Raw genomic sequence first — 24,315 nt, 5'->3', positions numbered from 1 at the left:
AAATGAAATAATATGAAGTCAAACCGAGTTCTGCACCTGATTTATTGGTTCTTATTTTTTTGATAATTTCCATATAATTGTCCGCAAGCAGCATCTATATCAATGCCAAATTGACTTCTGACGGTCACGTTAATTCCTGCTGACTTTAATTTTTTATAGAAGTTTACAACTTGTTTCTCATTTACTTCTTCAAATCTCATAGGTGAACTAACAGTCGGGTTATATCTAATGATGTTTACATGGAACAAGTTCCCTCTCTTATATCTGCTTCTTAAAAGATTTACTACTTCATTCGCATGATCAATAGAATCATTAACTCCCGGCAGCATAATATAAGCAATATAAACTTTTCTTGAGGTCACACGTATATGCTCATCTAATGTGTCCATTACCTCCAATAACGGGTAGCGTTCATTAATCGGCATTAACTTGCTTCGCTGTTCATTAAAAGGAGAATGTAATGAAAACGTCAGGTTGACCTGCGGATAATCCTGAGTGATTTTTTTAATGCCCGGAATAATACCTATGGTCGAAATAGATAACCTGCGAGGGCTTAAAGCAAACAACTCCGGATTTGTAAGCACATGTAAAGCATCAAAAACTTGTACATTCGCTAATGCTTCTCCCATTCCCATAAAAGAAATACTGTCAATTGAATGTCCTTTTAAGTGAAAGTACAAAATTTGGTCAGTCATTTCATCTGACGTTAAATTGCGTTTTAAACCAATATCTCCTGTTGCACAAAATTTACAGCCAAAATGACAGCCGCACTGCGAGGATATACAAAATGACTCCCAACCGGCTTTATATTTCATATTAACCGTTTCTATTTTTTCGTCTCCTGAAATTTCAAATAAGACTTTTGTAACTTGCTCAGAATGCTGCACTTTTAAAGGAGCAATATTTAAAATTGACTCTCCGAACTCCTCTATTAACAATTTTCTCAAGGATTTAGGAAGAACCGTTATTTCATTGAAATGATTTATTCTCCCTTGGAATACAGCATTTTTGATTTGATTCATTCTAAAATCAGGAAATTTATTTTGCTTCAGGAACTCTTGAATTCTTATATACTTGTTTTTTTGTTGCATGTTTTCTCATCCTTCCATAATACTCTTGTTTGTTTGAGTAAATAGAAGGGAGTGATCATCTAACCTTTTTTTAAAATCAGGCACAAAAAAACACCGACACAATTATCGGTGTTACGCTTAAATAACATCATGCACAAATAAACAAGGACATTATGTCATTGGATTATCGTTTATTTGACATAGAGAAAAAGCACCGATAACTGTTTTTGTATGGTGATTTGGCTTAAAAAAGGACAGACTGCTCCCTTTGTCCGCCAAGATGTTTCCAATTTTTGCATTTTTACCATACAAAATTCCATAAATCGTTATCATCGCTTTCACCTCTTTCTTGTCAATATTAGCAATAATCACCATATCATAAGGTTTCCCTTATGTAAAGCTAAACAAATGCTTACGCCCCCGCTAATGACAGTATTATATAACTTGCTTATTAAGCCTAATCCAAGTACAGAAAGCGCGCTGATCACATTTTTCACTTATCCGCGACGGAACATTTCTTATATAATGGGTGACCGGCAGCTGCCTGCTTGAATCCCAATCTTCCTATAGTGATTTTTTATATTCATGACAGTATGATGATTTGTCACTTCAGCAATCAGATCGTTTATTCGATCCAGATTAATCGGTTTATTTTCTGATAAGCTGCTGAAGCTTTCTCTGATTTCTTCAGGATAGACATTTCCGGCCATGCTTGACAGGCCGTTACACCCGTTACTCAGCATCTTCGGAAATTCAACGTCTCCTGCCGCAAACAAAATAAAGTGATCAGGGAACTCTGTTTGTTTATGACGCAGAACGTCTCCTCCTTCTTTCAGCCCCCTTATCCGGGGATGCCGGCTTATTAAGTCTTTAAGCGCTTTCTCACTCAGATTAAAACCGGTCCGGCCGGGGTTATTATAAAGCACAGCCTCTTTAGAGGTATGACTGAGAAGTTCGTCAACGTAATAAACGGCTTGCTGCTGTGTCGGTCTTATATAAGGAGGAAAACCAATCAGTACAGAATCAATATTGGTTTTCTCGATGTGTTTCATCAGTTTGACAGCATCACTGGTTCTTACGGCTGAAACACCGAACATCAGTTCAACATCTTCAAATTTTCGCTGATTAACATACTCAATGATCTGAAGACGCTCATCTATGCTGAGTGAATGCTGTTCACCAGTCGTGCCGCATATGAGTAACGAATGGATACCGCTGTTTTTCAAATGTTCGACAATAGCATCAAATCCTTCTAAATATAAACTTTCATCTTCATGAAAAGGCGTAGGGATAGCAACATTAAAATTTCGCATGAGAATGTCCTCCAAGTACATATTCTTGAATATCTGCAGAGTATCATATAACACTGTCTGACATTTAAAAAGGTACAGTTTCAGATAACTGAACATGTCAGATGTAAAGGCCGACACACAAAAAAAGCAGGCAAAGAGAGCCTGCTTCATTGCTTCGGCCATAATTGTTTTATCCAATTGGTTTTGGAGGGCTAAAATATTCAGACTCATCAACATTTGATGGATTAATTTAGGCACATGCCCTTATCAAAAACAATCTGGGTGCATATCCTGCTCCTAAAAGTCATTCATAAAGGGAGTTTAGATATGTATTATTATTATCCGTATTATGTATATGATTACAGACAGCAGCCTGATTTAAGCCAGGCAAATCATAAAATGCGAAGCCATTTATCTGCGATTCAACAAATTCCAATACACTCATCCTCCTTTCAACAATCAATGGCTGCAGTAGTGAAACACTTGCAGGCTGTCAGCAGAGCACTCGCTCTGGGATGCGGTATGAGTTCAGAATTCAGATTTCTTCCAGACACTTGGGGATTACGAGAACTTCATATTGTACACGCGAAATATCTTACTCCGTTGAGCTATCACGTTTATTCCGCTTTAGGAGCAGCAGAGCTTCTCGCCTCCGGACAAGGCCGGGCTCCTCATTTTCCTCTTATGGTTGGCTGCATGAATTCAATACTTCGTCTATGGTCAAACTTCCCCGCAGCGATAGCAGACCTGCGAAGAGCAGCCGGTCACCAATACGCGTCATCTGTAGACGAGGCGGAAAATCTCCTAAGACCAATGGTTCCAGCCACACAACAGGCATTATCCATCAGTCAATCTGCAGTGAGTCCGGCTATTTGGCAGGCTTCCTTACGTGCCGCGCAGTTAGCTCGGGAAGTACGTCAGAATGTTGCACAATCAATGAGTCAGGGATCTTCTTATTAATTAAGCCAAAAGATTTTTTCGGCTTTACACAGTCACATAACCGGACTTAATCAACACAAAAAAGAGCAGTAAACACATAAGTTACTGCTCTCCTCAGTCTATCCACCGTTCATTTGTTTTACAATGTATTCAGCATCATTTCCTACACCTTGAAGCAGCGCTGAACCTCGCCTATGCTGCCAAGGCAAACCAATAAAATACAATCCTTCCACAGATGAAACACCCCGGTGATGTATAATTCGGCCTTCCTTATCCAAAACACCTTCTATTTTCATCCAACAAAGCGGATTCTTAAAACCAGTTGCCCAAATGATATTGTTTACTTCTAATGAAGATGAGTCTTTAAAAAAGATTTCATTTTGCTTTCCGGCCATGACTCTTTGTTTTAAGATGATCTTCTTCTGTCTTATTGCATGTTTTAATTCATACCCAAAGATGGGGTCGCCTTTCTTTTGAATGAACTTGCCTAATATTGATGTATGACTTGCACGTAAAACTCCTAATTTATCAAACCACCAAAAGATGCTTCTTTTTCCAATCCATAAAGGGAAATAAGCCGGTTTATTACTGCAAGCCAAATATGTAACTCTTTCTTTGGATAATTCAACAGCTATCTGAGCCCCGCTATTCCCGCCGCCGACTACCAGTACATTCCCAGGCGCCAGTTGTTTTGAATGTTTATATTGTGAAGAATGTAATTGATGAATATGATCGGCTACATCCCTTGATATTGATGGAATGTTAGGGGTATGAAAAGGACCTGCGGCCATCACAAGATTCTTCGTTTGATATTCTTCCCGGTTTGTTTTTATTAAGAAATAGTTCTTTAATTTTTGGACACTTATTACTTCTGTCCGTAATTGGATTGGGATTTCAAATCTTTCAACATATTTTTTCAGATAAGCAGCAATTTCATTTTTTGAAGGGAGTCCATGCTTGTCTCCTTCAAGCTGCATTCCAGGCAAAGAGCTGTACATTCGAGAAGTAAATAAAACCAATGAGTCATACCGGTTTTTCCAGCTTTCTCCCACTTCATGACTTTTATCCAAAATGATAAACTTTTGTTTCGACTTCTTTAGATAATATCCTACTGAGATTCCTGCCTGACCAGCTCCGATCACTATCGTGTCGTACATATGAATCCCCCCTCCGGTTTTATCTTAATTGTCAGCAGACAAAGTGAACCCCTATCTCCTCCTTTAATGATGATGATGGTCACGCGGATTCTCAGTTTGGGCCTGACAAAGAATCGTATTGTCGTGATTATGCGTTGCTGTTTCCATTTGAATGGTTACATGTGTAATGCCTTTATCTCCAAGTTCATGTTCAATTTTGCGTAAAATACTTTCACTTTCAGAAATGGTCAGTTGATCGTTAACAACTGCGTGGCAGGAAAGAGCATTCAATCCGCTTGTGATAGACCATATGTGCAAATCATGAATGCTTTGAATTCCTTCTGTCTCTTCAATTGTATGAATGATGTCAGTGACATCGATATTTCCCGGAGTTCCTTCCATTAATACGTGAATGGAGTCTTTCGTCACATGGTAACCGCTTCTCAGAACAAGAATAGCCACAATGACACTGGCCACTGGATCTGCCCAGCTCCACCCGAAGAAGATGATAAGGATCGCAGCCAGTATGGCACCTACAGATCCGAGCATGTCACTTATCACATGTAAGTAAGCCCCTCTTATGTTCAGGTTATTCTTTGTATCTCCGCCGTTCAGCATAATCCAAGCGACCAATATATTTACAGCTAACCCGATGATACTAATCGTCAGCATGCCGGTTGTTGCTACCTCCGGCGGATGAGAGAAACGTTTGATTGCTTCATAAATGATGTAAAGGGAAATCAATATTAATGCAACACCGTTTATCACAGCTGCGAGAATCTCAAATCGTTTGTAGCCGAATGTCTTATGATGACTTGCCTTTTTTTCGGCCAATTTAAAAGCAATCAGAGCAACCATTAATGAGATTGAGTCACTCAGCATATGACCTGCATCTGATAAAAGCGCTAAACTATTGGTTAAAAATCCGCCTATCGCTTCTATTATCATATAACCTGTAATCACGATAAAAGAGATCAATAAAACCTTCTTATTGGATCCGCCAGCGTGATTGTGATTGTGACCCATAAAAATCTCCTCCTTATCTCATACACTGCATTTATTATTTCTTTTCTGTTATGAAGCATTCTAACATGGACACAAAAATAACTGTATATGATTATGTGCTCATATATGAATATATAGGTTCTTTACTGAAATGTCAAAATATTTTCGGTGAAAATGTCCAATACTTTATATTGCTCTTAATCAATGATTGCTATGAAGCCGCGGATTACAGTAATTACTTTAGGCGCAGACACTTTAGAAAAATCGCTGCACTTCTATCGGGATGGCTTGGGTCTGCCTACAGAAGGAATAGCCGGTACAGAATTTGAAGATGGCCCAGCTGCTTTTTTTGACTTGCAAACGGAACTGAAACTTGCCCTTTGGGACTGCAAAAACATCGCACATGAATCAAACGTTACGTTAACTGCTCCAGGCCCTGCGGAATTTACATGAGGACATAACGTCAGCAGTAAAGCTGAAGTCGATAAAGTCATAACAGGCAGGAGCAACGATAACTGATCCCGCTCATGATACTTTTTGGGGCGGATATGCCGGTCACTTCCAAGACACCCCCCGATGGACACTTATGGGAAATCGTTTGGAATCCACACTGGGATGCAATTGAATAACCAAATTTAGCAACAATAAAAACACACCTGAATGTTCTGGTGTGTTTTTTATTTGTTTCCCAAAACGATCAAACTATTTATACGATGGCGGGATGCTTTGCGGAAAACGGAATACATTTTCGGGATCGTATTTCGCCTTTATTCTTTGAAGCCTTGCAAAGTTTGAGCCATAATATGCTTTCCCGAAGTTCTCGATATTTTGATCCGGAACATTCACATATGAACCTGTTACATATGGTTTCATCAGCTGACGCACTCTTTCAACTGATGCAAGATTCGAAGCTTCTTGTGATTTATTTTTCCAACTAGCCGTCCATTCCGTATAAAACAATGGCCGGCGCCAATAGAAGGCTGTTTCACTGCTTGGAACTCTGCTTATCGCGCCGCCCCAATTGATAAAAAAGAAATTGGTTTCTGTCCCGGTCGCTTTTTCTAAAAATTTTCTCATTACTGCAATAGGTTCTTCCGGCCAAAGATTGAGCGCCCACGCCGAGGAGAATTTAACACTCTGATCAGATCTGCCGGGAATCGGTTCGTCAGGATCTAAGAAATCTATACAATCCGGGTAGTATAGTGTTTTGATTACTGTTTGTGCCGGCGTTCCGGCATTTAATAAAGGTTTTAATAATTGAACCAGCTCTGGTTTTGAACCGAGGAACAATCCTTCCACATGGCACAAGCCATTTACTTTGCTGTAAATCTCAAGGTAGCATCCTAATCGTTCGTCTGTAAACGGCGCCCATTTTTGCCACGCTTTAAATACCGTTTCTAACTGTTCCCACGGCCAAATAATATTAAAGACGGTTGCGGTTTTAGGGGCACGGTGAACTTTGAACGTATATTGGGTGTTATATCCGAAATTGCCTCCCCCGCCGCCTCTGGAAGCCCATAGTAAATCTTCATTGCGGGATTGATTTGCTTGAATAATCCTGCCTTTGGCATCTACCATTTTCAGTGCGAGAAGGTTATCGCTTATCAGGCCGATCGATCGGGAAAGCACTCCAAATCCGCCTCCCATTGTGATTCCTCCGATTCCGACGGTTGGACTGTCTCCGAACGGGGCCATAAAACCTTCCCGAGCTAAACCTTTTACAAGCGGGCCGACGTGAATGCCGGTTTGAACGGTTGCTACCGCGTTTTTTTCATCTAAGAAAACTTTATTCATGTCACTCACATCAATAACAATCCCATCACTTACCGTGGAAAGATTTTTATCCAGAGCATGGCGGCCGCTTCTGACACGCATAGGCACATTCTTCTCACGAGCCCATTTAATAGCATTACTTACATCGTATGAATTTTGTGCAAAAACAAAGACAAGCGGACAGACATCAACATAAGGGTTCCAATTCTTAACCGCCTCTGTATAGCCGGGGTCCCCTTTGAAGATGACGCGTCCCGTTAACTGTGCTGATCCCATCTATTTCACTCCCAATAAGCATTTGATTCCGATACCAGTATATGTAGGAATTGGACAAATTCTTAGACAGATGTTCTGCAAACTTAAAAATAGACACATATACGCGAAGATGATATAAAAACAAAAAAAGACAAGAGCGGCAAGCTGCCGAAACTCTTGTCTCTCCTGCCTTTTTTATCATGATAGGCACTTACATTTATTGGCGTGATATCCCGACTTAACTATGGAAGTCCATAGAAATTATGTTTGCCCTGCCATGCGCGGTTCTGATGAGACACCCGCTGAGCAATCTTTCTGCTTGACCCCCGACAAGAATCTTATTCTTTATCGTTTTTGCACCCCTGTACGGATAACATCAATACACATTGAATCTTATCTTTTACATGATGAAAAGCTCTTATTTTTTCTTCTTGTGCTTACGTTTGCAATCCTGTTTTTTCTCTTTCTTATGATGTTTTTTACATTTCGCTTTTGCTGCTAATTTTGCCGCTTTTACCTTTGCTTCTGCTGTTGCTCTTGCCGCTTCTGCTGCTCTGGCTCTTGCTTCTTCCGCTCTTGCTATTGCCTCTTCCGCTCTGGCTCTCGCTTCTGCTTCTCTTGCTGCTTCCGCTCTTGCTGCGTCGTCCGCCATATCAAAATCATGGCCAAGGTCACAGGCTTCGTTGTATGGCTTTTTCTTCTGAACGTACTGTTGATCTTCACCTTCGTTATAATACATTACGCCACTCCTTCTCTCATTTTTTAATCTATACATACTATGTAAAGAAATAACTGCAGCTTGGACTGGTATTATGATGAACCGGCACATTTTAGGGCAATTTTGATTTATCGATACAAACAGATTCTGGATGCTTGAATGATTTTGACGATTATAATAAGCAGCGTAAAAAGGGAGACTGCGAAAAAGGATGCTGCGCGCTGCAGCATCCTTCTGTACCAACTTTTTGTGTTTTTGACTTTTAGTTTGCTTGCTGTGTTTGTTTTACTGGTTCTTTGCTAAAAAGTCCGACAATGTTCCACAAGATAATTGCAGCAGCTATGATCAAACGAGCCGTACTGACTTCTTGGTTAGTAAACAATTTATAGCCATATATTGATCCCAATGCTGCTATGCAAAAAATATTGAACCATTTACTCCAACGCAATTAGAAAACTCCTTATAAAATGATTACATTTCCAAACAATGTATTATAATATTAACAAAATTTTTCAATATTTAACCTTAAATCATTCTTAATTGGTTTTCCTGATCATTTTCTCTAATCGTCATTCGATCTTTTGGAGTTTTGATCGTTTTTTTGTTACAGGCTAGACCCAGACATCATTTTCAGCTGTTTGATCAGTTATTTCCTGCCCGGTATTCACAACACCTTTAGGTTCTGCAAGCAAAATGTGACACTCTGATTCTGCATAAGGTTTATGTTCAACATTTTTCGGAATGACAAACATTTCACCTTCATTTAATTTTACTTCTCCATCACGAAATTCAATGATTAAATTACCCTTAATGACAATGAAGACTTCATCTGTTTCGTCATGCTTATGCCAAACAAAATCCCCTTGTACCTTAACAAGTTTAAATTGATAATCATTCATTTCAGCGATTACTTTTGGAGACCATTGATCTTGGAACGCAGCTAATTTCTCTTGAAAATTAATCGGTCTATATTCCATTCTTTCCCCTTCCCGTGTAAAACTCAATCATTTAACTAGTCCCAAATTAAAGGCCTGTCCACTTCAGCAGTTCTGAGATAGTCTAAAAGCTGACCGGTATGTACGGACTCATGGTAAGCGATTCTTAATAACATGTCTCCTAGTTCGCGAATATATCCAACATCAGACCTGTCAATCTTTATATTTGTTAAATCTGTTTCGTTTAACGATTTGATGAATGTCAAAAACTCGGCCCGATACGGTTTTGCAAATTCTAATTCTTCGGTTACTGTGGTAAACGTTTTTGATTCATATGGGTTTTTAGATTCCTCTGAAGACTCATTCATTTGTTTTAGTAAAATGTGATGATAAAGAAATTCCGCTTCTAATACATGTCTTATCATTTCCTTACACGACATTGCTTCAGAATCCGGGCGCCAGTCCATTTTTTCCTCAGGTATAGCTGTCCATAACTTGATGCTTCGCCGTCTTACTTCTTCAAAATTTAAAATAATAAGGTCAATCGTATTCAAGTGTTTTCCCCCTTTTATTTTTAAATAATTCTCCTTCTTCCCGGAAAAAACCTCTTTAAATAAAAAACGTATTCTTTCCCGACTCGCTGGATTGGTAATTTAAGATAAGAAGATATTCATTCATCCATACAATAGACTCTGGCTGAACATATACTGAATGATAGTTTTCATCAGAAAGGAGAAATCAGCTTTGGCAAAATATCGGATCATGACCTTTGACGGGGGCGGTACCTTAGGTGCTCTAAGTTTACAACTATTGAACAGACTGGCTGAAGAAAATCCAGCATTAATAAGCCGAACCCATGTATTTGCGGGAAATTCAATCGGTTCATTTACTGCCCTTGCATTAGCAAGCGGAAGATCTCCGAAGGAAACACTTCAGTATTTTGAGGATGAAATCCTGCCCGCATTCAGCACTTCCCGGCCGGGCGGACCTGTTTTCAATCAACAATTACCATATTCCGGTTTTATTAAAGCGGTACGAAACTTTTTCCCGCCAGGCCTTCGTCTTAAAGATGTAAGAAAACGAATTGTTGTCCCTTCATTCAAATTATACTCCCCCGCACTGGATCGTTGGACGCCCGTATTATTTCACAACTTTCCCGGCTCTCCCTATTTAAATGAGAAAGTGAGTGATGTCATACTGCGGAGCAGCGGTGCCCCCGCGACGCAGCGAGCCTATCAAAACTACGTGGACGGATATGTAGTGGCAACGAACCCAAGTACGGCCAGTATCGCGTTTGCGGTTGGTAAAGCCAACGTGCCATTGGATCAAATTGCGGCGCTATCCATCGGTACAGGTGAAGCCCCGACTCGGTTAAGAAGAGATACGAGGGGGTGGGGAATGGTAAGTGCGGATAACATACGTCCCGAAAATCTGAAGAACCTTCCTCCAAATTGGGGAGTCCTTTTGGACAGGTCGCCTAATGAACCTTTACTGCCATTTCTTCAGATGATCGCCGGCGGAAATGGCTACTATGAATCCATGGTCAGCGCGAACCTTCTGGGAGACCGCTTTTTCCGGTTAGATCCGCGGATTCCTAACTTCTCCAAAACAGACCCTTCCGTGGTTCCCGCTGTCATTGAAATTGCAAACAAAACCAACTTACAGCCTGCGAATACATTTATAGAGAAAAACTGGAACGACAGCCACTAAGGAAATTCACATCTTAAAACAATGAACAAAAAATACCAAGGGACTCAAAACCCTTGGTATTTTTAATGCGGCTGAGAGGATTTGGACATTCACGGGTTATTCACACGCTGGGATACTGTTTCATTTGAAGCTGAATCGGTCTTCGGTTTTTGCTCTTTTTTTATTTTCACCGTTTCAGGCAGTAAGAAAGTAAATATTGCCGCTCCCAACAAAATAATAATTGAGAAATAAAAAGAAAGATCATAGTTACCCATTTTACTATAGAGAAAACCTGGTACATAAGCTCCCAGCGCTGATCCTATCTGATGGCTCAGGAATAACCAGCCTAAAATAAAACCAACTGAATATTGTTTAAAATATTGCGTGGCTAACATTTGAGTAGGAGCTACAGTTGCAAAATCAACTAGTCCAAACAGGGTGGCAAAAATAAGTAATATGACCGGATGATGACTATATAACAGGATACAAATTGATAATGCGCGTATGACATATAAAAGAATAAGCATCTTTTTACTGCTCCAACGGTCTGCCGCAATTCCTGAGATAATGATCCCCAATATATTAAAACCCGCCAATACACTAACTGCAGCACTGGTTACACTTGTTGAAAATCCATGGTCATGAGAAAAAGGGATAAGGTGAGTATCCATCAGCCCTGTAGTTGTAAAACCGCATATAGCAAAAGGTAATATTAAAAACCAGAATTGTTTCTTGCAAAACACTGCCCAAACAGAAAAGCGGGCCGTATGCTGTTCACTTTCAGCTTCTGCTTTCATAAAACCGCCCATAGGAGATAGCCCCATCTCGCCGGGATGATTCCGTAAAAATAACAGTATGACAGGAAACACAATAACCATTAAAAGCAGACCCAAAATCACTACAGTTAACTTCCAGTTAAACCATTGAATCAAAATGAGAGAGCCGGGAACAAGAAGCATCTGACCCGCGCCAAACCCTGCCTCCATAATTCCAAAAGCAAGTCCGCGTTTTTCATTAAACCAATTTGTAACAACAACTGTTGCGGCTACATTGGATGCCCCTCCAACACCGACTGAGATAACAATTCCGTAAAGGATAAATAATTGCCATGGATGATTTACAAAAGAAGTCAATACAAAGCTAATCCCGACTACGAAAGTGCTGACTGACAAAATCATTCGGGGGCCTAATTTATCAACCAGCCTCCCTATTATGGGCTGAGATATGCCATATATGATAAAACTCAGAGTGGAAATAAGCGAGATTGTTCCTCTATTCATAGAAAAATCTTTTTCCCATGGTTCAACAAAAGCTCCGAATGCAAGACGCGCGCCTTGAACTGCTAAAAAGGTGAAAAAAGTGACAAACACAATAATCCATGCATAGTGATATTTTACTCTCATCTACCTCCCCCCACTTTTATTTATAATTCCAAATCCCAGCGCTCTTCTATTAAATTTGATCCCCATAAACGTTTTTCTTCATGAATTTCTGTAATTTCGAATCCATTCTTTTTATACAATGGCCGGGCTGTTGACATGTCTCTTACCGTCCAAAGAAATATACGCTCGTATCCATTTTCTTTACAATATTGAACAAGTGCCTTAATCAGACGGCTGCCGACACCTTTTCTTTGAAAAGACGGATCGACTAAGAACCACCTTAACTGTCCTGTTTTTTCATCGTCATTCACTAAGCCGATACAACCCGCAAATTGATTCCCGCTTTCTGCCACCCATATTTTTTCAATATCAGCTTTAAACGTATCGTGAAGATAGGATAAAAATGTTTCATCCCAGCCATGGGATTCGGCATAAAATAATCGCTGTTTCTCAATTATGTTTTTGACATCCTCTGAAGTATAATAGTCTCTTATTGAAATCGGAGATTCTTTATCATAAAAAGAATGCTGCAAAATGTTTTGAATGGTTTCCATTGAATGTACAAGTTTTTCTTGTTCCTCTTTGTCTATGCATTCAAGGATATATTCAACTTGCTGATTCGCTTTTTTCTCCAGACTTTTATAAATACTTTCCCCTGATGCGGTTACGTAAAGGAAATGATTGCGTCCGTCTTCTCTGCATTTTTGCTTGTATATGAAGCCTTCTTCTTCGAATTTTCTGACGATTCTGCTCACATATCCTCTGTCCAAGTCTAACCTTTCTTGAATGATTTTTGCTGTACAATCGGCCGTATTATAAATTTCGTATAAAATCCTTGTTTCTGTTAAAGAGAATGGACTGTCATAAATATGTTCATTTAGAAAGCCTAAAATATCTGTATAAAATCTATTAAATTGTCTGAATGCCAAAACACGTTTTGTTTCCAAATTGATGAACCTCCTCCAAAAGATTGACTTAAGCAACTTTTTTCCATCGTAACCGAAACAGTTGCTTAAGTCAACTATTAATTTTCATCCCCTTTCAATTTGATGATTTTCTTACCGTAAAAAACACATTGAAAATAAACGACACTGCTACATCGGAAAACAGCTGCGTACCGCGATAAATTCTTTTTGCCGTCAATATGGACATACAAAAAGTCGCTTCCCATTACGTAAGAAAAGCGACTTTTTAGATTTGATTTTCAAGTTCCTTTTACAAATTTTGAAAAGACCATTGACTATTCAGTTGAACTGTATTAAGTTTAACTATATAGTCAGACTGAATAGAGGATGAGGATATGAAACATAAATTATTACCGCTGTCTGAAACCATGCATTATATTTTATTAGCTCTGCGTGAGCCGCTTCATGGCTATGCCGCCATGCAGAAGATCGAAAAGATGAGTAACGGAACTGTTATTTTAGCGGCCGGCACATTATACGGCGCGATTGAAAACTTGAATAAGCATGGCTGGATTGAACCTGTCGGAGAGTCGGGCCGGAGAAAAGTTTATATGATAACTACGGAAGGAAGCGCCATTTTGAAAATGGAACAAAACAGGTTACTGCATATTTTATCCCTGCACGAAGGAAGTGAATCGAATGAAGAAATTTAAGATGTTTTTTGATATTGAAAAAGAGGAGCAATGGCTGAACGAGCAATTACAAAAAGGCTATCGCTGTACAAATATCAGCGGATTAGGAATATACACTTTCGAAAAAACCGACAAGAAATATGTGATGCGACTGGATTATCAAGATTATTTATCAAAGAAAAAGTTCAAAGACTACAAAGAGATCTATGATGACTTCGGCTGGAGTTATATAAACAGCCCATGGCTTAGCGGAACTCGGTATTGGCAAAAAGAAGATGATGATCAAAATGAAATCTTCTCGGATCGCCAATCAAAGAGTAGTTATTATAAAAGATTAATGAGTTATTCATCTTGTTTTGGTTTACTTTGCTTATTTTATTCTTATTTGATTTACAAGGATTCAGGTTTGTATTTAGCTGAAGGTCTGTGGAGTATGGAAGGCGCAATGTTTTGGAAAGCATTTTTATTTGAAACTCCATTTGCCCTTTTAAGGTCGCTTCCCGCTCTTATGGCTGTTATCTTCGGCATCAGTTACTATAAAGCGTATCGAAAATATTCAATGTTAAAGGAACAATAACACGGGGAAGTTACATTCAAGAAGTAATCGAGGATCATGTATTTGCCGAATCCGGGCGCTTTAACGGAAAAAAAAGCGCCCTGAATTTGCTGATAAATCAGATGACTCACCTTGTTAATGATACATACTTATTTACAATGGCTTGAGCGAGACAAGCTGATGAATCAACAAAGGTAAGTTCGCTTCTTTTTTGATCCGTGACCATATTTAAATCCGTACATGCAATGATAACCGTATCAACCTTTTCTGCTAAGTCACGGTGTAATTCATCATATAATGTACCAGCCTCATCGATTTGACCTTGTTTAATCTTTTCTATTATGTGATCGACATAGATTTGCCAACTATCTTGATGTAAAAAATCATAACCTTCTCTGTTTAACGCTTCTTGAAATATTCCAGATTGAACCGTAGGAACGGTGGCTAAAAGAGCTGCTTTTTTTGAACCTTTAGATATTTTTTTTATGGTTTCATCAACCATGTTTAGTAAAGGGACTGAAAGCGATTTTTTTATTTGATTAAAATAGATATGTGCGGTATTACATGGGATTGCAATAAAATCAACACCCGTTTTTTCAAGCTTTACAGCCCCCTCAATAATTGCCTTTTCCATGTCCGTATGATTGAGAGGTTTATTCATATAGAAAGGAGTCGGACAAGAATAAATCATCATATGAGGGAAATCCATATCATGTACTGCTCCATATATTTTTTGGCACTCGTCTACTACCTTATCTACAAATGGCCCAGTAGATTTTGGCCCCATTCCTGCCAGTATTCCAATCATAATTGTCCTCCTCTGTGAAAATTGTACGAATACGATCACGATGAGTTATTCTTGTGTTACTCACCTGAATCTGCTCTCATTTCTTTTTGGCTGTCTTCTCCTATTTTATCATTTCATTAATTGAATTATGGTTAAAAATCGGTGATTAAATTGTGCCCATATAGATTAGTAAACGTGTCGTTGAAGTCAAGGCATGAACTCCTAAAGGAGATTTAATAACTCATTTTCAACGAAAAACTGATCTCTGTTAATTAGTCGAGATTCCAAGATATACACGGACAAATTGATCTTTCCTTTTTTGGGAATCCCACAGGTTCCCTCTTATTTTGATGTTGTTTTTTAAAAAAGTTATTGACACCAATAAATGACCATGTTATCATTAAAAATTTGATATCTCACTCCATATATGGTAACCTTAAGTTAAGTTCCCATATATGGAGGTGGATTATATGTTTCAAATTGGCGATAACATTGTTTATCCAATGCACGGAGCAGGTACAATTGAAGCCATAGAAGAAAAACAATTCTTGGAGGAAAAACAACAGTATTATGTCATAAGAATGTCAATCAGTAATATGACAGTTATGATTCCAACGCGTAAAATATTGAGTTCAAGTATACGGCCAGTTACTGATATACGTGCATTAAAACACATTATACACATTTTTCAGCATGGTGAATCAGATAGGTTACTGCCATGGAAGCAAAGGTATGTAGTAAACACGAACAAAATAAAAACGGGTGAAATACAAGAAGGCGCTGAAGTTGTACGTGATTTAATGCGAATGAAGAAAGAAAAAGCACTTAATTCAAGCGAAAAAAAAATGTTGGATCATGCATATGAATTTTTGATTAGTGAACTGGAAGTCATTAAAGGAATCACTGAAAAACAAATAAAAAGTTTCTGCTAAGGTTAATTTTAAATAATGGTTTGCATTCCAAAAAGCACCCACGAGTTTTCGGAATATTACGATTAAAATATTTCGAAGACGCTTAACTTCATCAACTTACTTTTAGAACATTAACCTCTTTTATTATTCCTACAATCTAATCTGTTTTATTTTTTTCTTCAACGAACACTTGAATTCTCGATGAAATAGTCACTTGATTTTTGTAATCCTGATTCACACTGGCACGGACAAGGAGCCGTAAGGATGGAAGAGAGGCAGGGCTTTCATTGTTTTAGGTCTAAGTGATTATTTCCGGAAGAAAAAACAACCACTTCCCTCTTTATCTTTAAGAATTTCTTACATCTGCTTCCACAGTGAATAGCAGTTGTTTATCTTCTTTTCATAAAAGAGATATGCGAATTGTAACAAAGAATAACATACAGTTATATTGAGAACATAAAAACAAATCATTTATATATATTCCACATATCGTCAATCCGGTATGTTATACTGTAAACAATCCTTTGAGGTTTTAAACCTTTTTCTTACCTTGTAGCAACTGTCCCTACTCGAACGTTGAGTAGGGTTTTTTTATTCAGTATGATACAGAGAACATAAAAAAACAGGCCCTATATAAAGAGCCTGTTTGTATAAACGATTGAAGATTAAGCAGTTTTTTGAACGTTAGCAGCTTGAGCTCCACGAGCACCTTGCTCAACGTCAAACGTTACTTTTTGACCTTCGTCTAAAGATTTGAATCCGTCACTTTGGATTGCAGAAAAGTGTACGAATACATCGTCTCCATTTTCACGTTCGATAAATCCAAAACCTTTTTCTGCATTAAACCATTTAACTGTACCTTGTTCCATTTTTGTTGCCTCCTAGTGTGTTACACATTGTATTACTATCCTTGCCCAAAGTATCATCAAGACGAAAAGTCGATATTCATACTATCCTTTACACGAACAAAAATAATTCTCCTTTATCATATCACGAAACGGAAATAACTGCAAATTAATAATGTGTTCATTCATGTTTTATTTGTTAAACCTGTCGATACCAGTGCAAAATAAGATGCCTATTAATAGCTATGGTTTGAAAACACCGTGAAAATGAATCACGAGTGCCTTCAAACCCAGTACTTCATATTGATTGTTAAAGGTTTCTTTAAAAAGCTCAGCTGTTTCTTGTTCAAGTACAAGATATTCTTGGCTGTTCACTGGTATATCTTTGTTTCTGCACATGTTTCCAAACGATCACTCAGGTATACCCCTATTTTAACGGCATTAACTTGTCATGTTTGTTCCTCAAACAATCAAAGTTTACGGTCTAAATAAACTGATTCACATAGGGGAGCATGGAGAGAGTTTGGCCAGATAAAGAGCTGGGTATAATCTTCATACGCTTTTTGTATCCCGGCTGTCCATTGCTAATAAAGATTTAATCGAGATGGAGATCAGTTTCTGACCTTCAATAATTTTACACAGGATTAGGAAAGATACTTATTATACATGGAGTATGACAGCTGGGACTTCAAAGGCAATAAAACGTTTTCTATACGCAGATTAAGAACATCAGGGAAGGGGAAGCTTTTAAAAATGAATGAACAAAACCTAAGGACTTTGAGAAAACTGGTTACCCCTTATGAAAAGTCCGATTTACAAAAAAGTATTTATCAAATCATTAACACATTGGTACCATTTTTCCTGTTATGGTGTTTGGCCTATAAGAGCTTGTCGATTTCTTATATCCTTACATTAGCGATTTCTGTCGTTGCAGCAGGTTTTTTAGTGAGAACCTTCATTATCTTTCATGATTGCTGCCACTATTCCTTTTTTAAGAACCGAAAGGCGAATCGAATCCTTGGAACAATTACAGGAATTCTGACTCTGCATCCGTTTGATCATTGGGCACACGATCATTCTGTTCATCATGCGACAAGCAGCAACCTGGACAAACGCGGTACGGGCGATATTTGGGTACTGACTGTTGAGGAATATAAAGAAGCCTCAACTAAGAAAAAAATAATGTACCGTTTGTACAGAAATCCGTTTGTTATGTTTATTATCGGACCGATTTACGTCTTCGGGATTACCAATCGTTTTAATCGTAAAGGGGCAAAACGCAAAGAACGGATGAATACATATGTAACCAACCTGGGGATCGTCGCTTTGGCAGCACTTTTATGTTGGGCTATCGGCTGGCAAAACTTTCTGCTGGTCCAGACGCCAATTTTTATGATATCGGGATCCCTCGGAATTTGGATGTTTTATATTCAGCATACGTTTGAGGATTCATATTTCGAAGAAGATGAGCATTGGGAATATGTAAAAGCAGCCGTTGAAGGAAGCTCTTTTTATAAGCTTCCAAAAGTCATGCAATGGTTAACAGGCAATATCGGTTTCCATCATGTTCATCATTTAAGCCCAAGAGTCCCAAACTATAAGCTTGAAATCGTGCATAATAACACTGAACCATTGCAAAACGTTCCGACCATCACACTGGCAACAAGTATTAAGTCGTTAAAGTTCCGCCTATGGGATGAAGAAGGCAAAAAATTTGTTGGTTTTACCCACTTAAAAAAAACTTCTAAAAGCCAGGTATCAGCTCGGGTAAGAACGGATTAAATAAACGCCTATAATCGATGATAATGGGCAGTGTATCTTGCATAATAAAAGTGCAGACTCGCGCAAAGATTTTGTGCAGAGGTCAGCACTTTTTTAATGCCACATGCACTTACAACAAAAAAATACCAAGGGTGTCAAAACCCTTGGTATCATTAGGATGCGGCCGAGAGGACTTGAATCTCCACACGGTTATTCACCCGCTGGGCTCTCAATAAAGTGATTCTTTATTATGAATTACAAAAGCCTATAATATCAGCATTTGTTTATTTTGGTTATGAGTGTTTACTTCGATTTATTTTTTTGGGGTAAAAATGGAGTAGGTTTTCATTTCAAGACAGTTAATGTCTTGTTACTGGTGACATGTCTATTAGAGTAACCGCCTAACTTAATTACATTTCAACATTTTTTATAAGAACAATTGAAATGGCTAGTTCTCCATGTTTTATAATGAACTCCGGCTTGATGATGTTTTTCTATGATTTGATCTAGCTTTTTATCTTTCCATTTTTTAATCAGCAGAACTCGCGGTTTGTAACACCTCATTATTGCCTTTCAAAATCCTTTGCATAAACGATCTCAACTTTTTGACTGCTTTCTTCGTATTCCCCTTAAAATTTAATAATCACTTTCCCTTTTGGCCGTCCATTTGCGACTAGTTCTAGCGCTTCATTTACGTTGTCTATGGTAAATTGTGTTGGATGAATTGCTGGAACAATGTTGTTTTCTTCAATGATTTTGGTAATCTCTTTAAGTTGTGCGCCGTCAGAACGAACGAAGATAAAATGGTATTCCACGTTTTGTTTCTTGGCTTTGCGATCATACTTTGCACCAGCAAGGGAAAATAGCATTTGTTTCCACGATGGGAAATTTCGGTCTTTTCCGAAACGTTTATTTGGTCCTGTACGGAGAGAGAGCAATCTTCCGCCCGGTTTGATGATACTCAATTCACTGTCAAATTCTTTAGGTCCCAGTGTATCAATCACGTAATCCACATCAGACAACAAGTCAACATAGTTTTCTGTTGAATAATCCAAATATTGGTCGACACCCATTTCTAAAGTGCGTTCGCGCGCTTCTGAGCTGCCGCTGACAATGACATTTAAGCCCATTGCCTTTGCGATTGGTACAGCCATTTGCCCAAAGCTGCCTGATCCACCTGGAATGAAAACAGATTTACCTGACTGTGCCTCAAGTTCTTCATGCAGGCCTTGATACGCTGTGAGTCCAGCCAGTGGTGCAGCAGCGGCTTCCACATAAGACAAATTTTTTGGCATGGGTGCAATTGCGGCAGCGTCAATTGCGGCATATTCCGCAAAAGCACCAATTTTTTCGAGGGGGAGACGTGTATAGATGGCGTCTCCTACGTGAAATTCCGCCACATTTTTTCCGACTTTTTCGATAACTCCTGTCAATTCATTACCAAGCGTTAATGGGAATTCATAATCTTGAATCAGTTTCACGCTGCCTGTAATAATTAACATTTCGAGCGGATTGACTGCCGCAGCTTTGACCTTGACCAAGACTTCGTTATCATCGATTTCTGGAATTGGAATGTCATTGATTTGGGCATAGAGATCTTTTGAGTACTTGGTGATCTGAGCTGCTTTCATGAGTGTTTTCATTTTTTTATCAGCACCTCTGTCATATTATATTTATTGGGTTTTTACCTTTTTATATAATCGTTTAGGTGGAGGGGAATCTTACTTTTAGCGAAGTCTGACTTCCAATTTTATGATTAACCCTGCACCTAAACAGTAGTTATTTTTAGAACGATCATTCTCAAATAATTAAATTTTATACAACCGATACTGTGAATAAATGTTTCTCATCTTCCTAGTGTTATTAATATAGAGCATCGTTATATAGGTTTAATAACTTGAAATATTACATCTCTAGAATCGGATAGATTTGATCTCTTAATTGAAATTCATAGTTTCCGTCTACAACTCCTACTACTTGATTACTGTCATAAAGCTCCATCATAAAACTCGCCACTTGCTCAACTGTGTGGTACATCGGGATATTTGCTTTGTAATCATATTCTTTCGTATCAGATGCAGTTTTCATGAATTCTGTTTCCGTGATTGCTGGTGCTAAAACTTTCACCTTCATTTTCGCACCTTTGCGTTCCAGTTCTTTTGCAAGCCCTTCTGTAAATGCACTAACAAAGTATTTAGATGCAGAATAAGTAATACTGCCAACAGCAATTGCATATCCGAGTGCTGATGATACGTTAATTAACTGAGTTCCCTCTACATCCGTATAATCACGTACAAATAGTGTAGAAAGAATCGTTAAGGATTCTACGTTTACACGTAGCATGGTTTCCACTTTATCTAAATTCTGATCCGTGACAGAAGAAGATTCACCAAGCCCGGCATTATTAATCCAAGTCTCAATTTGATATTCCTTTAAATTGTCATACAGTGTGTATGCCTGAGCTGTGACAGATAAGTCACTTGTACGAATAATAACATCCAAATCAGGATTAATATTCTGAATAGCTGATTTAAGCTCTTCTAATTTATCCAATCTTCTAGCTACAATAATTAAGTTTTTGCCGCGAGCAGCAAACGCTAGGGCAGTTTTATATCCTATACCTGAGCTTGCTCCTGTAATAACTGTGTACTTCATATTATTCTCTCCTCGAAAACAAATTTTCTAATTAGTTAATCCATATAACAAAATAGATTCAGTCTAGTGTCGACAAAGTCAAATTAATAATGTTTTCTAATTTTTCCTTATCATTTGTCGTTTTTGCTAACACTCGCACCCCTACGAGTGAATTATGAATGAATTGAGAAAGCCCTTTAATGTCATAGTGTTTAGGAATTTCCCCTTTTTCTTGACCATGTTTGAGCAGATCAAATAATAAGGATTCCGCATTTATAAAAATCTCTGTAATTTTCTTAGCAACTTCTTCATCTATTAGGGATAATTCAACAGCTGCATTAACAGCTAAACACCCTTTTGGCTGATTTTGTTTTGGATATATAACCATTTCAAATAATTTTCGTATAGCCTGCTTAACCGTTAATTCTGTTTTCACTTCATTCTTCATTCGGCCTTCTATTATTTCTACATACTGACTTAAGGCTCGCATAAATAAAGTATGTTTGTCGCCAAATGTATCATAAATACTTCTGCGGTGAATGCCCATATGGTCCACCAAGTCTTGCATGGATGTTTTTTCATAACCCTGTTCCCAGAAAAGATCCATTGCTTTTCTTAATGCTTTTTTTTCATCAAATTCTTTATTTCTAGCCATGTAATCCCACCTTAGAATGTATTACCTCTTTATTCTGAGAAAGGCCTGAGAATCATTGATGCATTCATCCCTCCCTCATTCTTAAATAATTAAAGAACGATTATTCTCATTTGAGTAGCAAAACAGTTAGATTTAACGTGTTTCGAGTATATCAGATTTTAGAACGATCGGTAAAGAATTTAGAATTAAATCATGTGTTTTATATGTCTATGTATGGCTACTACCTGAATTTTAACGAATATCGCTCCTTTTTATTTTTCATCAAATCATTTCTTTAATGTCATTGACGGCAGGTCATAGAGCATACTGGTGTGTTTTCGAAAATACCCCTCATTTCAGTTAAGTCCCCCGCTGGAACATTCACACTTTGGACACGAAATAGGAACTGTAGAAGCGTTTCCCGGATTTTCAAACTAAAGTGTATTAAACAATACGGAGGATTACACTGGGTAACACAGTCAAATAAAAAAGCTCTAACTAATCCAAAAGGTTGCTAGTCAGAGCTTTTTATACATATTTTTTTGGTCCAACTCACTAAGCACCTACTCTATCATCAGCAACGTGAAAAGGAGCTTTGATAACAGGGGCATCATTTGTTAAAACCACTCCTGCGATGCTGTCCAATAAAATGACTGTAAACAAAGTCCGGCTGATTTTCATTAATAATCTCCCTTTTTTTATTTTTTCGTCTCGCTTTAATCTCAGTCGATAATATTCATTGGAACGTGATAAATCCCCTTTTTCATAAAAATAATCAGCTACTCTGATTGCAAAGTTTTCAATGTCTCCGTAGATTCTTAGAAACAAAGGGTACCATTAGCGATGACACTAATGGTACCCCTTTGTTTCTACTCAATCACTTATTCAGCTTCTCCAACAACTGTAAAGCGTTCATTTATATGTTTTGGATTTTCGATTTCATCCAATACTGCAATTGCATAGTCTGCATAGCTGATATAACTTTCGCCTTTCGAATTCACAAGAAGATGATCTTTTCCTGACTGATAAAATCCAGTTCTTTTCCCGTCTGGGTCAAATACCGCTGAAGGACTGATAAATGTCCAGTTAATATCAGAAGTTTCCTTTAGTTCTTGCAAGTTACGACCTTGCCCTTTAGCTGTTGGAATAAAAATCTCCGGGAAATCAGGTGTATCCATTACACTGACAGTTTTATTTTCGTCAACATAAAGACTCCCTGCTCCGCCTACAATTACAGCTCTTGTACCCGTTCCTTTTAATGCCCTAATTAATGCCCGGCCAGCATCTACATGTGCCTGTTCTTCTCCTAATGGAGCACCGAAGGCATTAACTATTACATCTAACTTTTTTAGATCATCCGATGTAAGATCAATTATATTTTTTTCAATGATTGAAATCTTTTCCTCTTTAAGTTTTGCAGCATCTCTTACAATTGCAGTTACTTCATGTCCCCTGCTTACCGCTTCTTTCAAGATAAGACTTCCAGCTTTTCCGGTTGCACCAATGATTCCAATTTTCAATTTAAATTCCTCCTAATCATTCAAAATTTTAAATGTAACCATATTGATTACATGTAATAATTTTAGTTACACCTTATTTATTTGTCAATACTTTTATCATCTTGTTAATTGAGCATATTAGAGTAAAAGAACTTGTAATACATTCAGTTACAAGTGTACTATAAAGAGTGTAAAGTAATTAGGATGGTGAAGAAATCATGTCTATTAGCAGCCGTTTTGCTGTAGGAATTCATATATTGGCTCTTATTGAAATAAATGAAGACGGAATTAGCACTTCTGAATTTTTAGCTGGAAGTGTAAATACAAATCCCGCCTTCATAAGAAAAATTATGGGGATGCTGAAAAAAGCAGGTTTAGTAAATGTTCGGCCAGGTATTGCAGGGGCTGAATTAGCGAAGGATCTAACTGAAATCACCTTACTTGATGTTTATAGAGCAGTTAATGTTGTTCAAGATAAAGAATTGTTTAGTATACATGAAAATCCCAATCCTCAATGTCCTGTAGGCCGGAACATTCAAAGTACAATTGGTCCAATATTTGAAATCGCCCAATCTGCCTTGGAAAAAGCTCTTGGGCATATCACAATTGAGGATGTGGTAAAGGATATTATTGAAAAAGAAAAATTGATCAATAATTGTTAAATGATTCACAGAAAATCTTTTATCAGACTGGGGATAAAAAAATGGCTTTTCATGAACAAAAAAAGAGCAGACATAAAGTCTGCTCCTTTTGATGAAAGATTTAGATTACGGTAAGGGATATAAATATGCTCATGATACAGAGGAAAAATTAACGACAATGCAGACGATGCCAGATTCTTTAATAGGGCGTTGAGTATTACTATCCAACAACTCAAGGTTCAGAAGCTAAGTTCAA

At 38.0% G+C, this 24,315-nt stretch carries 28 protein-coding genes and 1 pseudogene; 9 read left to right on the top strand and 20 right to left on the bottom strand.

Going from position 1 to position 24,315, the window contains the following annotated elements; genetic code table 11:
* Positions 1–41: 41 nt before the first annotated feature.
* The 3 genes from SB847_RS18000 to SB847_RS17990 all read right to left on the bottom strand — a co-directional run bounded on the left by SB847_RS18000 (position 42) and on the right by SB847_RS17990 (position 2,383).
* Positions 42–1,091, bottom strand: a complete 1,050-nt coding sequence (locus tag SB847_RS18000) for a 23S rRNA (adenine(2503)-C(8))-methyltransferase ClbA (protein ID WP_012116915.1) — start codon at positions 1,089–1,091, stop codon at positions 42–44.
* A 150-nt stretch (positions 1,092–1,241) separates the two neighbouring features.
* The gene (locus tag SB847_RS17995; RefSeq protein ID WP_007409550.1) at positions 1,242–1,445 is read right to left on the bottom strand and encodes a hypothetical protein; all 204 of its coding nucleotides are present in this window, start codon (positions 1,443–1,445) and stop codon (positions 1,242–1,244) included.
* Between the two features lie 143 nt (positions 1,446–1,588).
* Positions 1,589–2,383 (bottom strand): dihydrodipicolinate synthase family protein, encoded by a 795-nt coding sequence (locus tag SB847_RS17990; protein ID WP_094296450.1) that lies wholly within the window; start codon positions 2,381–2,383, stop codon positions 1,589–1,591.
* A gap of 306 nt (positions 2,384–2,689) precedes the next feature.
* Between SB847_RS17990 and SB847_RS17985 the strand changes: the two genes are divergently transcribed.
* Positions 2,690–3,322: a hypothetical protein gene (locus SB847_RS17985; RefSeq protein ID WP_032873053.1), complete on the top strand. Its 633-nt coding sequence runs from the start codon at positions 2,690–2,692 to the stop codon at positions 3,320–3,322.
* 98 nt (positions 3,323–3,420) lie between these two features.
* Here SB847_RS17985 and SB847_RS17980 read toward each other — a convergent pair whose 3' ends face one another.
* Both SB847_RS17980 and SB847_RS17975 read right to left on the bottom strand, forming a co-directional pair.
* Entirely contained in the window at positions 3,421–4,458 is a 1,038-nt protein-coding gene (locus tag SB847_RS17980) for a flavin-containing monooxygenase (protein ID WP_410578245.1), read from the bottom strand.
* 63 nt (positions 4,459–4,521) lie between these two features.
* Positions 4,522–5,463, bottom strand: coding sequence for a cation diffusion facilitator family transporter (locus SB847_RS17975; RefSeq protein ID WP_410578243.1), 942 nt, complete (start codon positions 5,461–5,463; stop codon positions 4,522–4,524).
* 192 nt (positions 5,464–5,655) lie between these two features.
* Here SB847_RS17975 and SB847_RS17970 point away from each other — a divergent pair.
* A pseudogene (locus SB847_RS17970) lies at positions 5,656–6,071 on the top strand (VOC family protein).
* Between the two features lie 73 nt (positions 6,072–6,144).
* On the opposite strand, the gene SB847_RS17965 reads toward SB847_RS17970, so the two are convergent.
* The 5 genes from SB847_RS17965 to SB847_RS17945 all read right to left on the bottom strand — a co-directional run bounded on the left by SB847_RS17965 (position 6,145) and on the right by SB847_RS17945 (position 9,677).
* A complete protein-coding gene (locus SB847_RS17965; RefSeq protein WP_061581811.1) occupies positions 6,145–7,491 on the bottom strand; it encodes an FAD-binding oxidoreductase in 1,347 nt (448 codons plus the stop codon).
* Positions 7,492–7,888: 397 nt separating this feature from the next.
* Positions 7,889–8,209 (bottom strand): hypothetical protein, encoded by a 321-nt coding sequence (locus SB847_RS17960; protein WP_061581810.1) that lies wholly within the window; start codon positions 8,207–8,209, stop codon positions 7,889–7,891.
* Positions 8,210–8,450: 241 nt separating this feature from the next.
* Positions 8,451–8,636, bottom strand: a complete 186-nt coding sequence (locus SB847_RS17955; protein WP_017419203.1) for a hypothetical protein — start codon at positions 8,634–8,636, stop codon at positions 8,451–8,453.
* A 163-nt stretch (positions 8,637–8,799) separates the two neighbouring features.
* Positions 8,800–9,165 (bottom strand): cupin domain-containing protein, encoded by a 366-nt coding sequence (locus SB847_RS17950; RefSeq protein WP_094296413.1) that lies wholly within the window; start codon positions 9,163–9,165, stop codon positions 8,800–8,802.
* A gap of 35 nt (positions 9,166–9,200) precedes the next feature.
* Entirely contained in the window at positions 9,201–9,677 is a 477-nt protein-coding gene (locus SB847_RS17945; RefSeq protein WP_007609648.1) for a DinB family protein, read from the bottom strand.
* Positions 9,678–9,867: 190 nt separating this feature from the next.
* On the opposite strand from SB847_RS17945, the gene cotR reads away from it, so the two are divergent.
* On the top strand, positions 9,868–10,833 hold the full coding sequence (gene cotR, locus SB847_RS17940) for a sporulation hydrolase CotR (protein WP_032873043.1): 966 nt from the start codon (positions 9,868–9,870) through the stop codon (positions 10,831–10,833).
* Positions 10,834–10,922: 89 nt separating this feature from the next.
* Here cotR and SB847_RS17935 read toward each other — a convergent pair whose 3' ends face one another.
* Together SB847_RS17935 and SB847_RS17930 are read right to left on the bottom strand one after the other, a co-directional pair.
* The gene (locus SB847_RS17935; protein ID WP_410578239.1) at positions 10,923–12,215 is read right to left on the bottom strand and encodes an MFS transporter; all 1,293 of its coding nucleotides are present in this window, start codon (positions 12,213–12,215) and stop codon (positions 10,923–10,925) included.
* A gap of 20 nt (positions 12,216–12,235) precedes the next feature.
* Positions 12,236–13,141 carry a bifunctional helix-turn-helix transcriptional regulator/GNAT family N-acetyltransferase gene (locus SB847_RS17930; protein ID WP_410578237.1) on the bottom strand — a complete coding sequence of 302 codons (906 nt, stop codon included), beginning with the start codon at positions 13,139–13,141 and terminating at the stop codon, positions 12,236–12,238.
* A gap of 353 nt (positions 13,142–13,494) precedes the next feature.
* Here SB847_RS17930 and SB847_RS17925 point away from each other — a divergent pair, with 353 nt between their 5' ends.
* Positions 13,495–13,812 (top strand): PadR family transcriptional regulator, encoded by a 318-nt coding sequence (locus SB847_RS17925; RefSeq protein WP_202729430.1) that lies wholly within the window; start codon positions 13,495–13,497, stop codon positions 13,810–13,812.
* Complete coding sequence (locus SB847_RS17920; RefSeq protein ID WP_410578235.1) at positions 13,799–14,368, top strand: DUF2812 domain-containing protein; 570 nt, start codon at positions 13,799–13,801, stop codon at positions 14,366–14,368. Before SB847_RS17925 ends, SB847_RS17920 begins: the two co-directional genes overlap by 14 nt.
* A gap of 106 nt (positions 14,369–14,474) precedes the next feature.
* On the opposite strand, the gene SB847_RS17915 is transcribed toward SB847_RS17920, so the two are convergent.
* Positions 14,475–15,155 (bottom strand): aspartate/glutamate racemase family protein, encoded by a 681-nt coding sequence (locus tag SB847_RS17915; RefSeq protein WP_326150535.1) that lies wholly within the window; start codon positions 15,153–15,155, stop codon positions 14,475–14,477.
* A 449-nt stretch (positions 15,156–15,604) separates the two neighbouring features.
* On the opposite strand from SB847_RS17915, the gene SB847_RS17910 reads away from it, so the two are divergent.
* Entirely contained in the window at positions 15,605–16,066 is a 462-nt protein-coding gene (locus SB847_RS17910) for a CarD family transcriptional regulator (protein ID WP_095061564.1), read from the top strand.
* Between the two features lie 644 nt (positions 16,067–16,710).
* Here the strand turns inward: SB847_RS17910 and cspC are convergent.
* A complete protein-coding gene (gene cspC / locus SB847_RS17905) occupies positions 16,711–16,914 on the bottom strand; it encodes a cold shock protein CspC (protein ID WP_003156143.1) in 204 nt (67 codons plus the stop codon).
* Positions 16,915–17,360: 446 nt separating this feature from the next.
* Entirely contained in the window at positions 17,361–17,459 is a 99-nt protein-coding gene (locus tag SB847_RS17900) for a molecular chaperone TorD family protein (protein WP_410578284.1), read from the bottom strand.
* 184 nt (positions 17,460–17,643) lie between these two features.
* Between SB847_RS17900 and desA the strand changes: the two genes are divergently transcribed.
* Positions 17,644–18,672, top strand: coding sequence for a Delta(5) desaturase DesA (desA, locus tag SB847_RS17895; RefSeq protein WP_410578233.1), 1,029 nt, complete (start codon positions 17,644–17,646; stop codon positions 18,670–18,672).
* Positions 18,673–19,280: 608 nt separating this feature from the next.
* On the opposite strand, the gene SB847_RS17890 is transcribed toward desA, so the two are convergent.
* The 5 genes from SB847_RS17890 to SB847_RS17870 form a co-directional block, all read right to left on the bottom strand.
* On the bottom strand, positions 19,281–20,294 hold the full coding sequence (locus SB847_RS17890) for an NADP-dependent oxidoreductase (protein WP_410578231.1): 1,014 nt from the start codon (positions 20,292–20,294) through the stop codon (positions 19,281–19,283).
* Between the two features lie 262 nt (positions 20,295–20,556).
* Complete coding sequence (locus tag SB847_RS17885; RefSeq protein WP_101670034.1) at positions 20,557–21,306, bottom strand: SDR family NAD(P)-dependent oxidoreductase; 750 nt, start codon at positions 21,304–21,306, stop codon at positions 20,557–20,559.
* A 58-nt stretch (positions 21,307–21,364) separates the two neighbouring features.
* On the bottom strand, positions 21,365–21,940 hold the full coding sequence (locus tag SB847_RS17880) for a TetR/AcrR family transcriptional regulator (protein ID WP_101670033.1): 576 nt from the start codon (positions 21,938–21,940) through the stop codon (positions 21,365–21,367).
* A 534-nt stretch (positions 21,941–22,474) separates the two neighbouring features.
* On the bottom strand, positions 22,475–22,600 hold the full coding sequence (locus tag SB847_RS17875; RefSeq protein ID WP_410578229.1) for a hypothetical protein: 126 nt from the start codon (positions 22,598–22,600) through the stop codon (positions 22,475–22,477).
* Between the two features lie 200 nt (positions 22,601–22,800).
* Positions 22,801–23,439, bottom strand: a complete 639-nt coding sequence (locus tag SB847_RS17870) for an NAD(P)-dependent oxidoreductase (protein ID WP_014416975.1) — start codon at positions 23,437–23,439, stop codon at positions 22,801–22,803.
* 197 nt (positions 23,440–23,636) lie between these two features.
* Here SB847_RS17870 and SB847_RS17865 point away from each other — a divergent pair, with 197 nt between their 5' ends.
* A complete protein-coding gene (locus SB847_RS17865) occupies positions 23,637–24,080 on the top strand; it encodes an Rrf2 family transcriptional regulator (RefSeq protein ID WP_038457041.1) in 444 nt (147 codons plus the stop codon).
* Positions 24,081–24,171: 91 nt separating this feature from the next.
* A complete protein-coding gene (locus SB847_RS17860) occupies positions 24,172–24,273 on the top strand; it encodes a hypothetical protein (RefSeq protein ID WP_225307344.1) in 102 nt (33 codons plus the stop codon).
* Positions 24,274–24,315: the final 42 nt, after the last annotated feature.

The organism is Bacillus sp. SIMBA_026, from assembly GCF_046535335.1.
Lineage (GTDB): Bacteria > Bacillota > Bacilli > Bacillales > Bacillaceae > Bacillus > Bacillus velezensis.
This window is presented reverse-complemented; position numbering and strand designations above follow the sequence as displayed.

What these genes read in the sequence shown, in the direction of transcription:
- SB847_RS18000 (WP_012116915.1), bottom strand. Translation starts at nt 1,091, where the DNA reads ATGCAACAAAAAAACAAGTATATAAGAATTCAAGAGTTCCTGAAGCAA.
- SB847_RS17995 (WP_007409550.1), bottom strand. Translation starts at nt 1,445, where the DNA reads ATGGTGATTATTGCTAATATTGACAAGAAAGAGGTGAAAGCGATGATA.
- SB847_RS17990 (WP_094296450.1), bottom strand. Translation starts at nt 2,383, where the DNA reads ATGCGAAATTTTAATGTTGCTATCCCTACGCCTTTTCATGAAGATGAA.
- SB847_RS17985 (WP_032873053.1), top strand. Translation starts at nt 2,690, where the DNA reads ATGTATTATTATTATCCGTATTATGTATATGATTACAGACAGCAGCCT.
- SB847_RS17980 (WP_410578245.1), bottom strand. Translation starts at nt 4,458, where the DNA reads ATGTACGACACGATAGTGATCGGAGCTGGTCAGGCAGGAATCTCAGTA.
- SB847_RS17975 (WP_410578243.1), bottom strand. Translation starts at nt 5,463, where the DNA reads ATGGGTCACAATCACAATCACGCTGGCGGATCCAATAAGAAGGTTTTA.
- SB847_RS17965 (WP_061581811.1), bottom strand. Translation starts at nt 7,491, where the DNA reads ATGGGATCAGCACAGTTAACGGGACGCGTCATCTTCAAAGGGGACCCC.
- SB847_RS17960 (WP_061581810.1), bottom strand. Translation starts at nt 8,209, where the DNA reads ATGTATTATAACGAAGGTGAAGATCAACAGTACGTTCAGAAGAAAAAG.
- SB847_RS17950 (WP_094296413.1), bottom strand. Translation starts at nt 9,165, where the DNA reads ATGGAATATAGACCGATTAATTTTCAAGAGAAATTAGCTGCGTTCCAA.
- SB847_RS17935 (WP_410578239.1), bottom strand. Translation starts at nt 12,215, where the DNA reads ATGAGAGTAAAATATCACTATGCATGGATTATTGTGTTTGTCACTTTT.
- SB847_RS17925 (WP_202729430.1), top strand. Translation starts at nt 13,495, where the DNA reads ATGAAACATAAATTATTACCGCTGTCTGAAACCATGCATTATATTTTA.
- SB847_RS17920 (WP_410578235.1), top strand. Translation starts at nt 13,799, where the DNA reads ATGAAGAAATTTAAGATGTTTTTTGATATTGAAAAAGAGGAGCAATGG.
- SB847_RS17915 (WP_326150535.1), bottom strand. Translation starts at nt 15,155, where the DNA reads ATGATTGGAATACTGGCAGGAATGGGGCCAAAATCTACTGGGCCATTT.
- SB847_RS17910 (WP_095061564.1), top strand. Translation starts at nt 15,605, where the DNA reads ATGTTTCAAATTGGCGATAACATTGTTTATCCAATGCACGGAGCAGGT.
- cspC (WP_003156143.1), bottom strand. Translation starts at nt 16,914, where the DNA reads ATGGAACAAGGTACAGTTAAATGGTTTAATGCAGAAAAAGGTTTTGGA.
- desA (WP_410578233.1), top strand. Translation starts at nt 17,644, where the DNA reads ATGAATGAACAAAACCTAAGGACTTTGAGAAAACTGGTTACCCCTTAT.
- SB847_RS17890 (WP_410578231.1), bottom strand. Translation starts at nt 20,294, where the DNA reads ATGAAAACACTCATGAAAGCAGCTCAGATCACCAAGTACTCAAAAGAT.
- SB847_RS17885 (WP_101670034.1), bottom strand. Translation starts at nt 21,306, where the DNA reads ATGAAGTACACAGTTATTACAGGAGCAAGCTCAGGTATAGGATATAAA.
- SB847_RS17880 (WP_101670033.1), bottom strand. Translation starts at nt 21,940, where the DNA reads ATGGCTAGAAATAAAGAATTTGATGAAAAAAAAGCATTAAGAAAAGCA.
- SB847_RS17875 (WP_410578229.1), bottom strand. Translation starts at nt 22,600, where the DNA reads ATGAAAATCAGCCGGACTTTGTTTACAGTCATTTTATTGGACAGCATC.
- SB847_RS17865 (WP_038457041.1), top strand. Translation starts at nt 23,637, where the DNA reads ATGTCTATTAGCAGCCGTTTTGCTGTAGGAATTCATATATTGGCTCTT.
- SB847_RS17860 (WP_225307344.1), top strand. Translation starts at nt 24,172, where the DNA reads ATGAAAGATTTAGATTACGGTAAGGGATATAAATATGCTCATGATACA.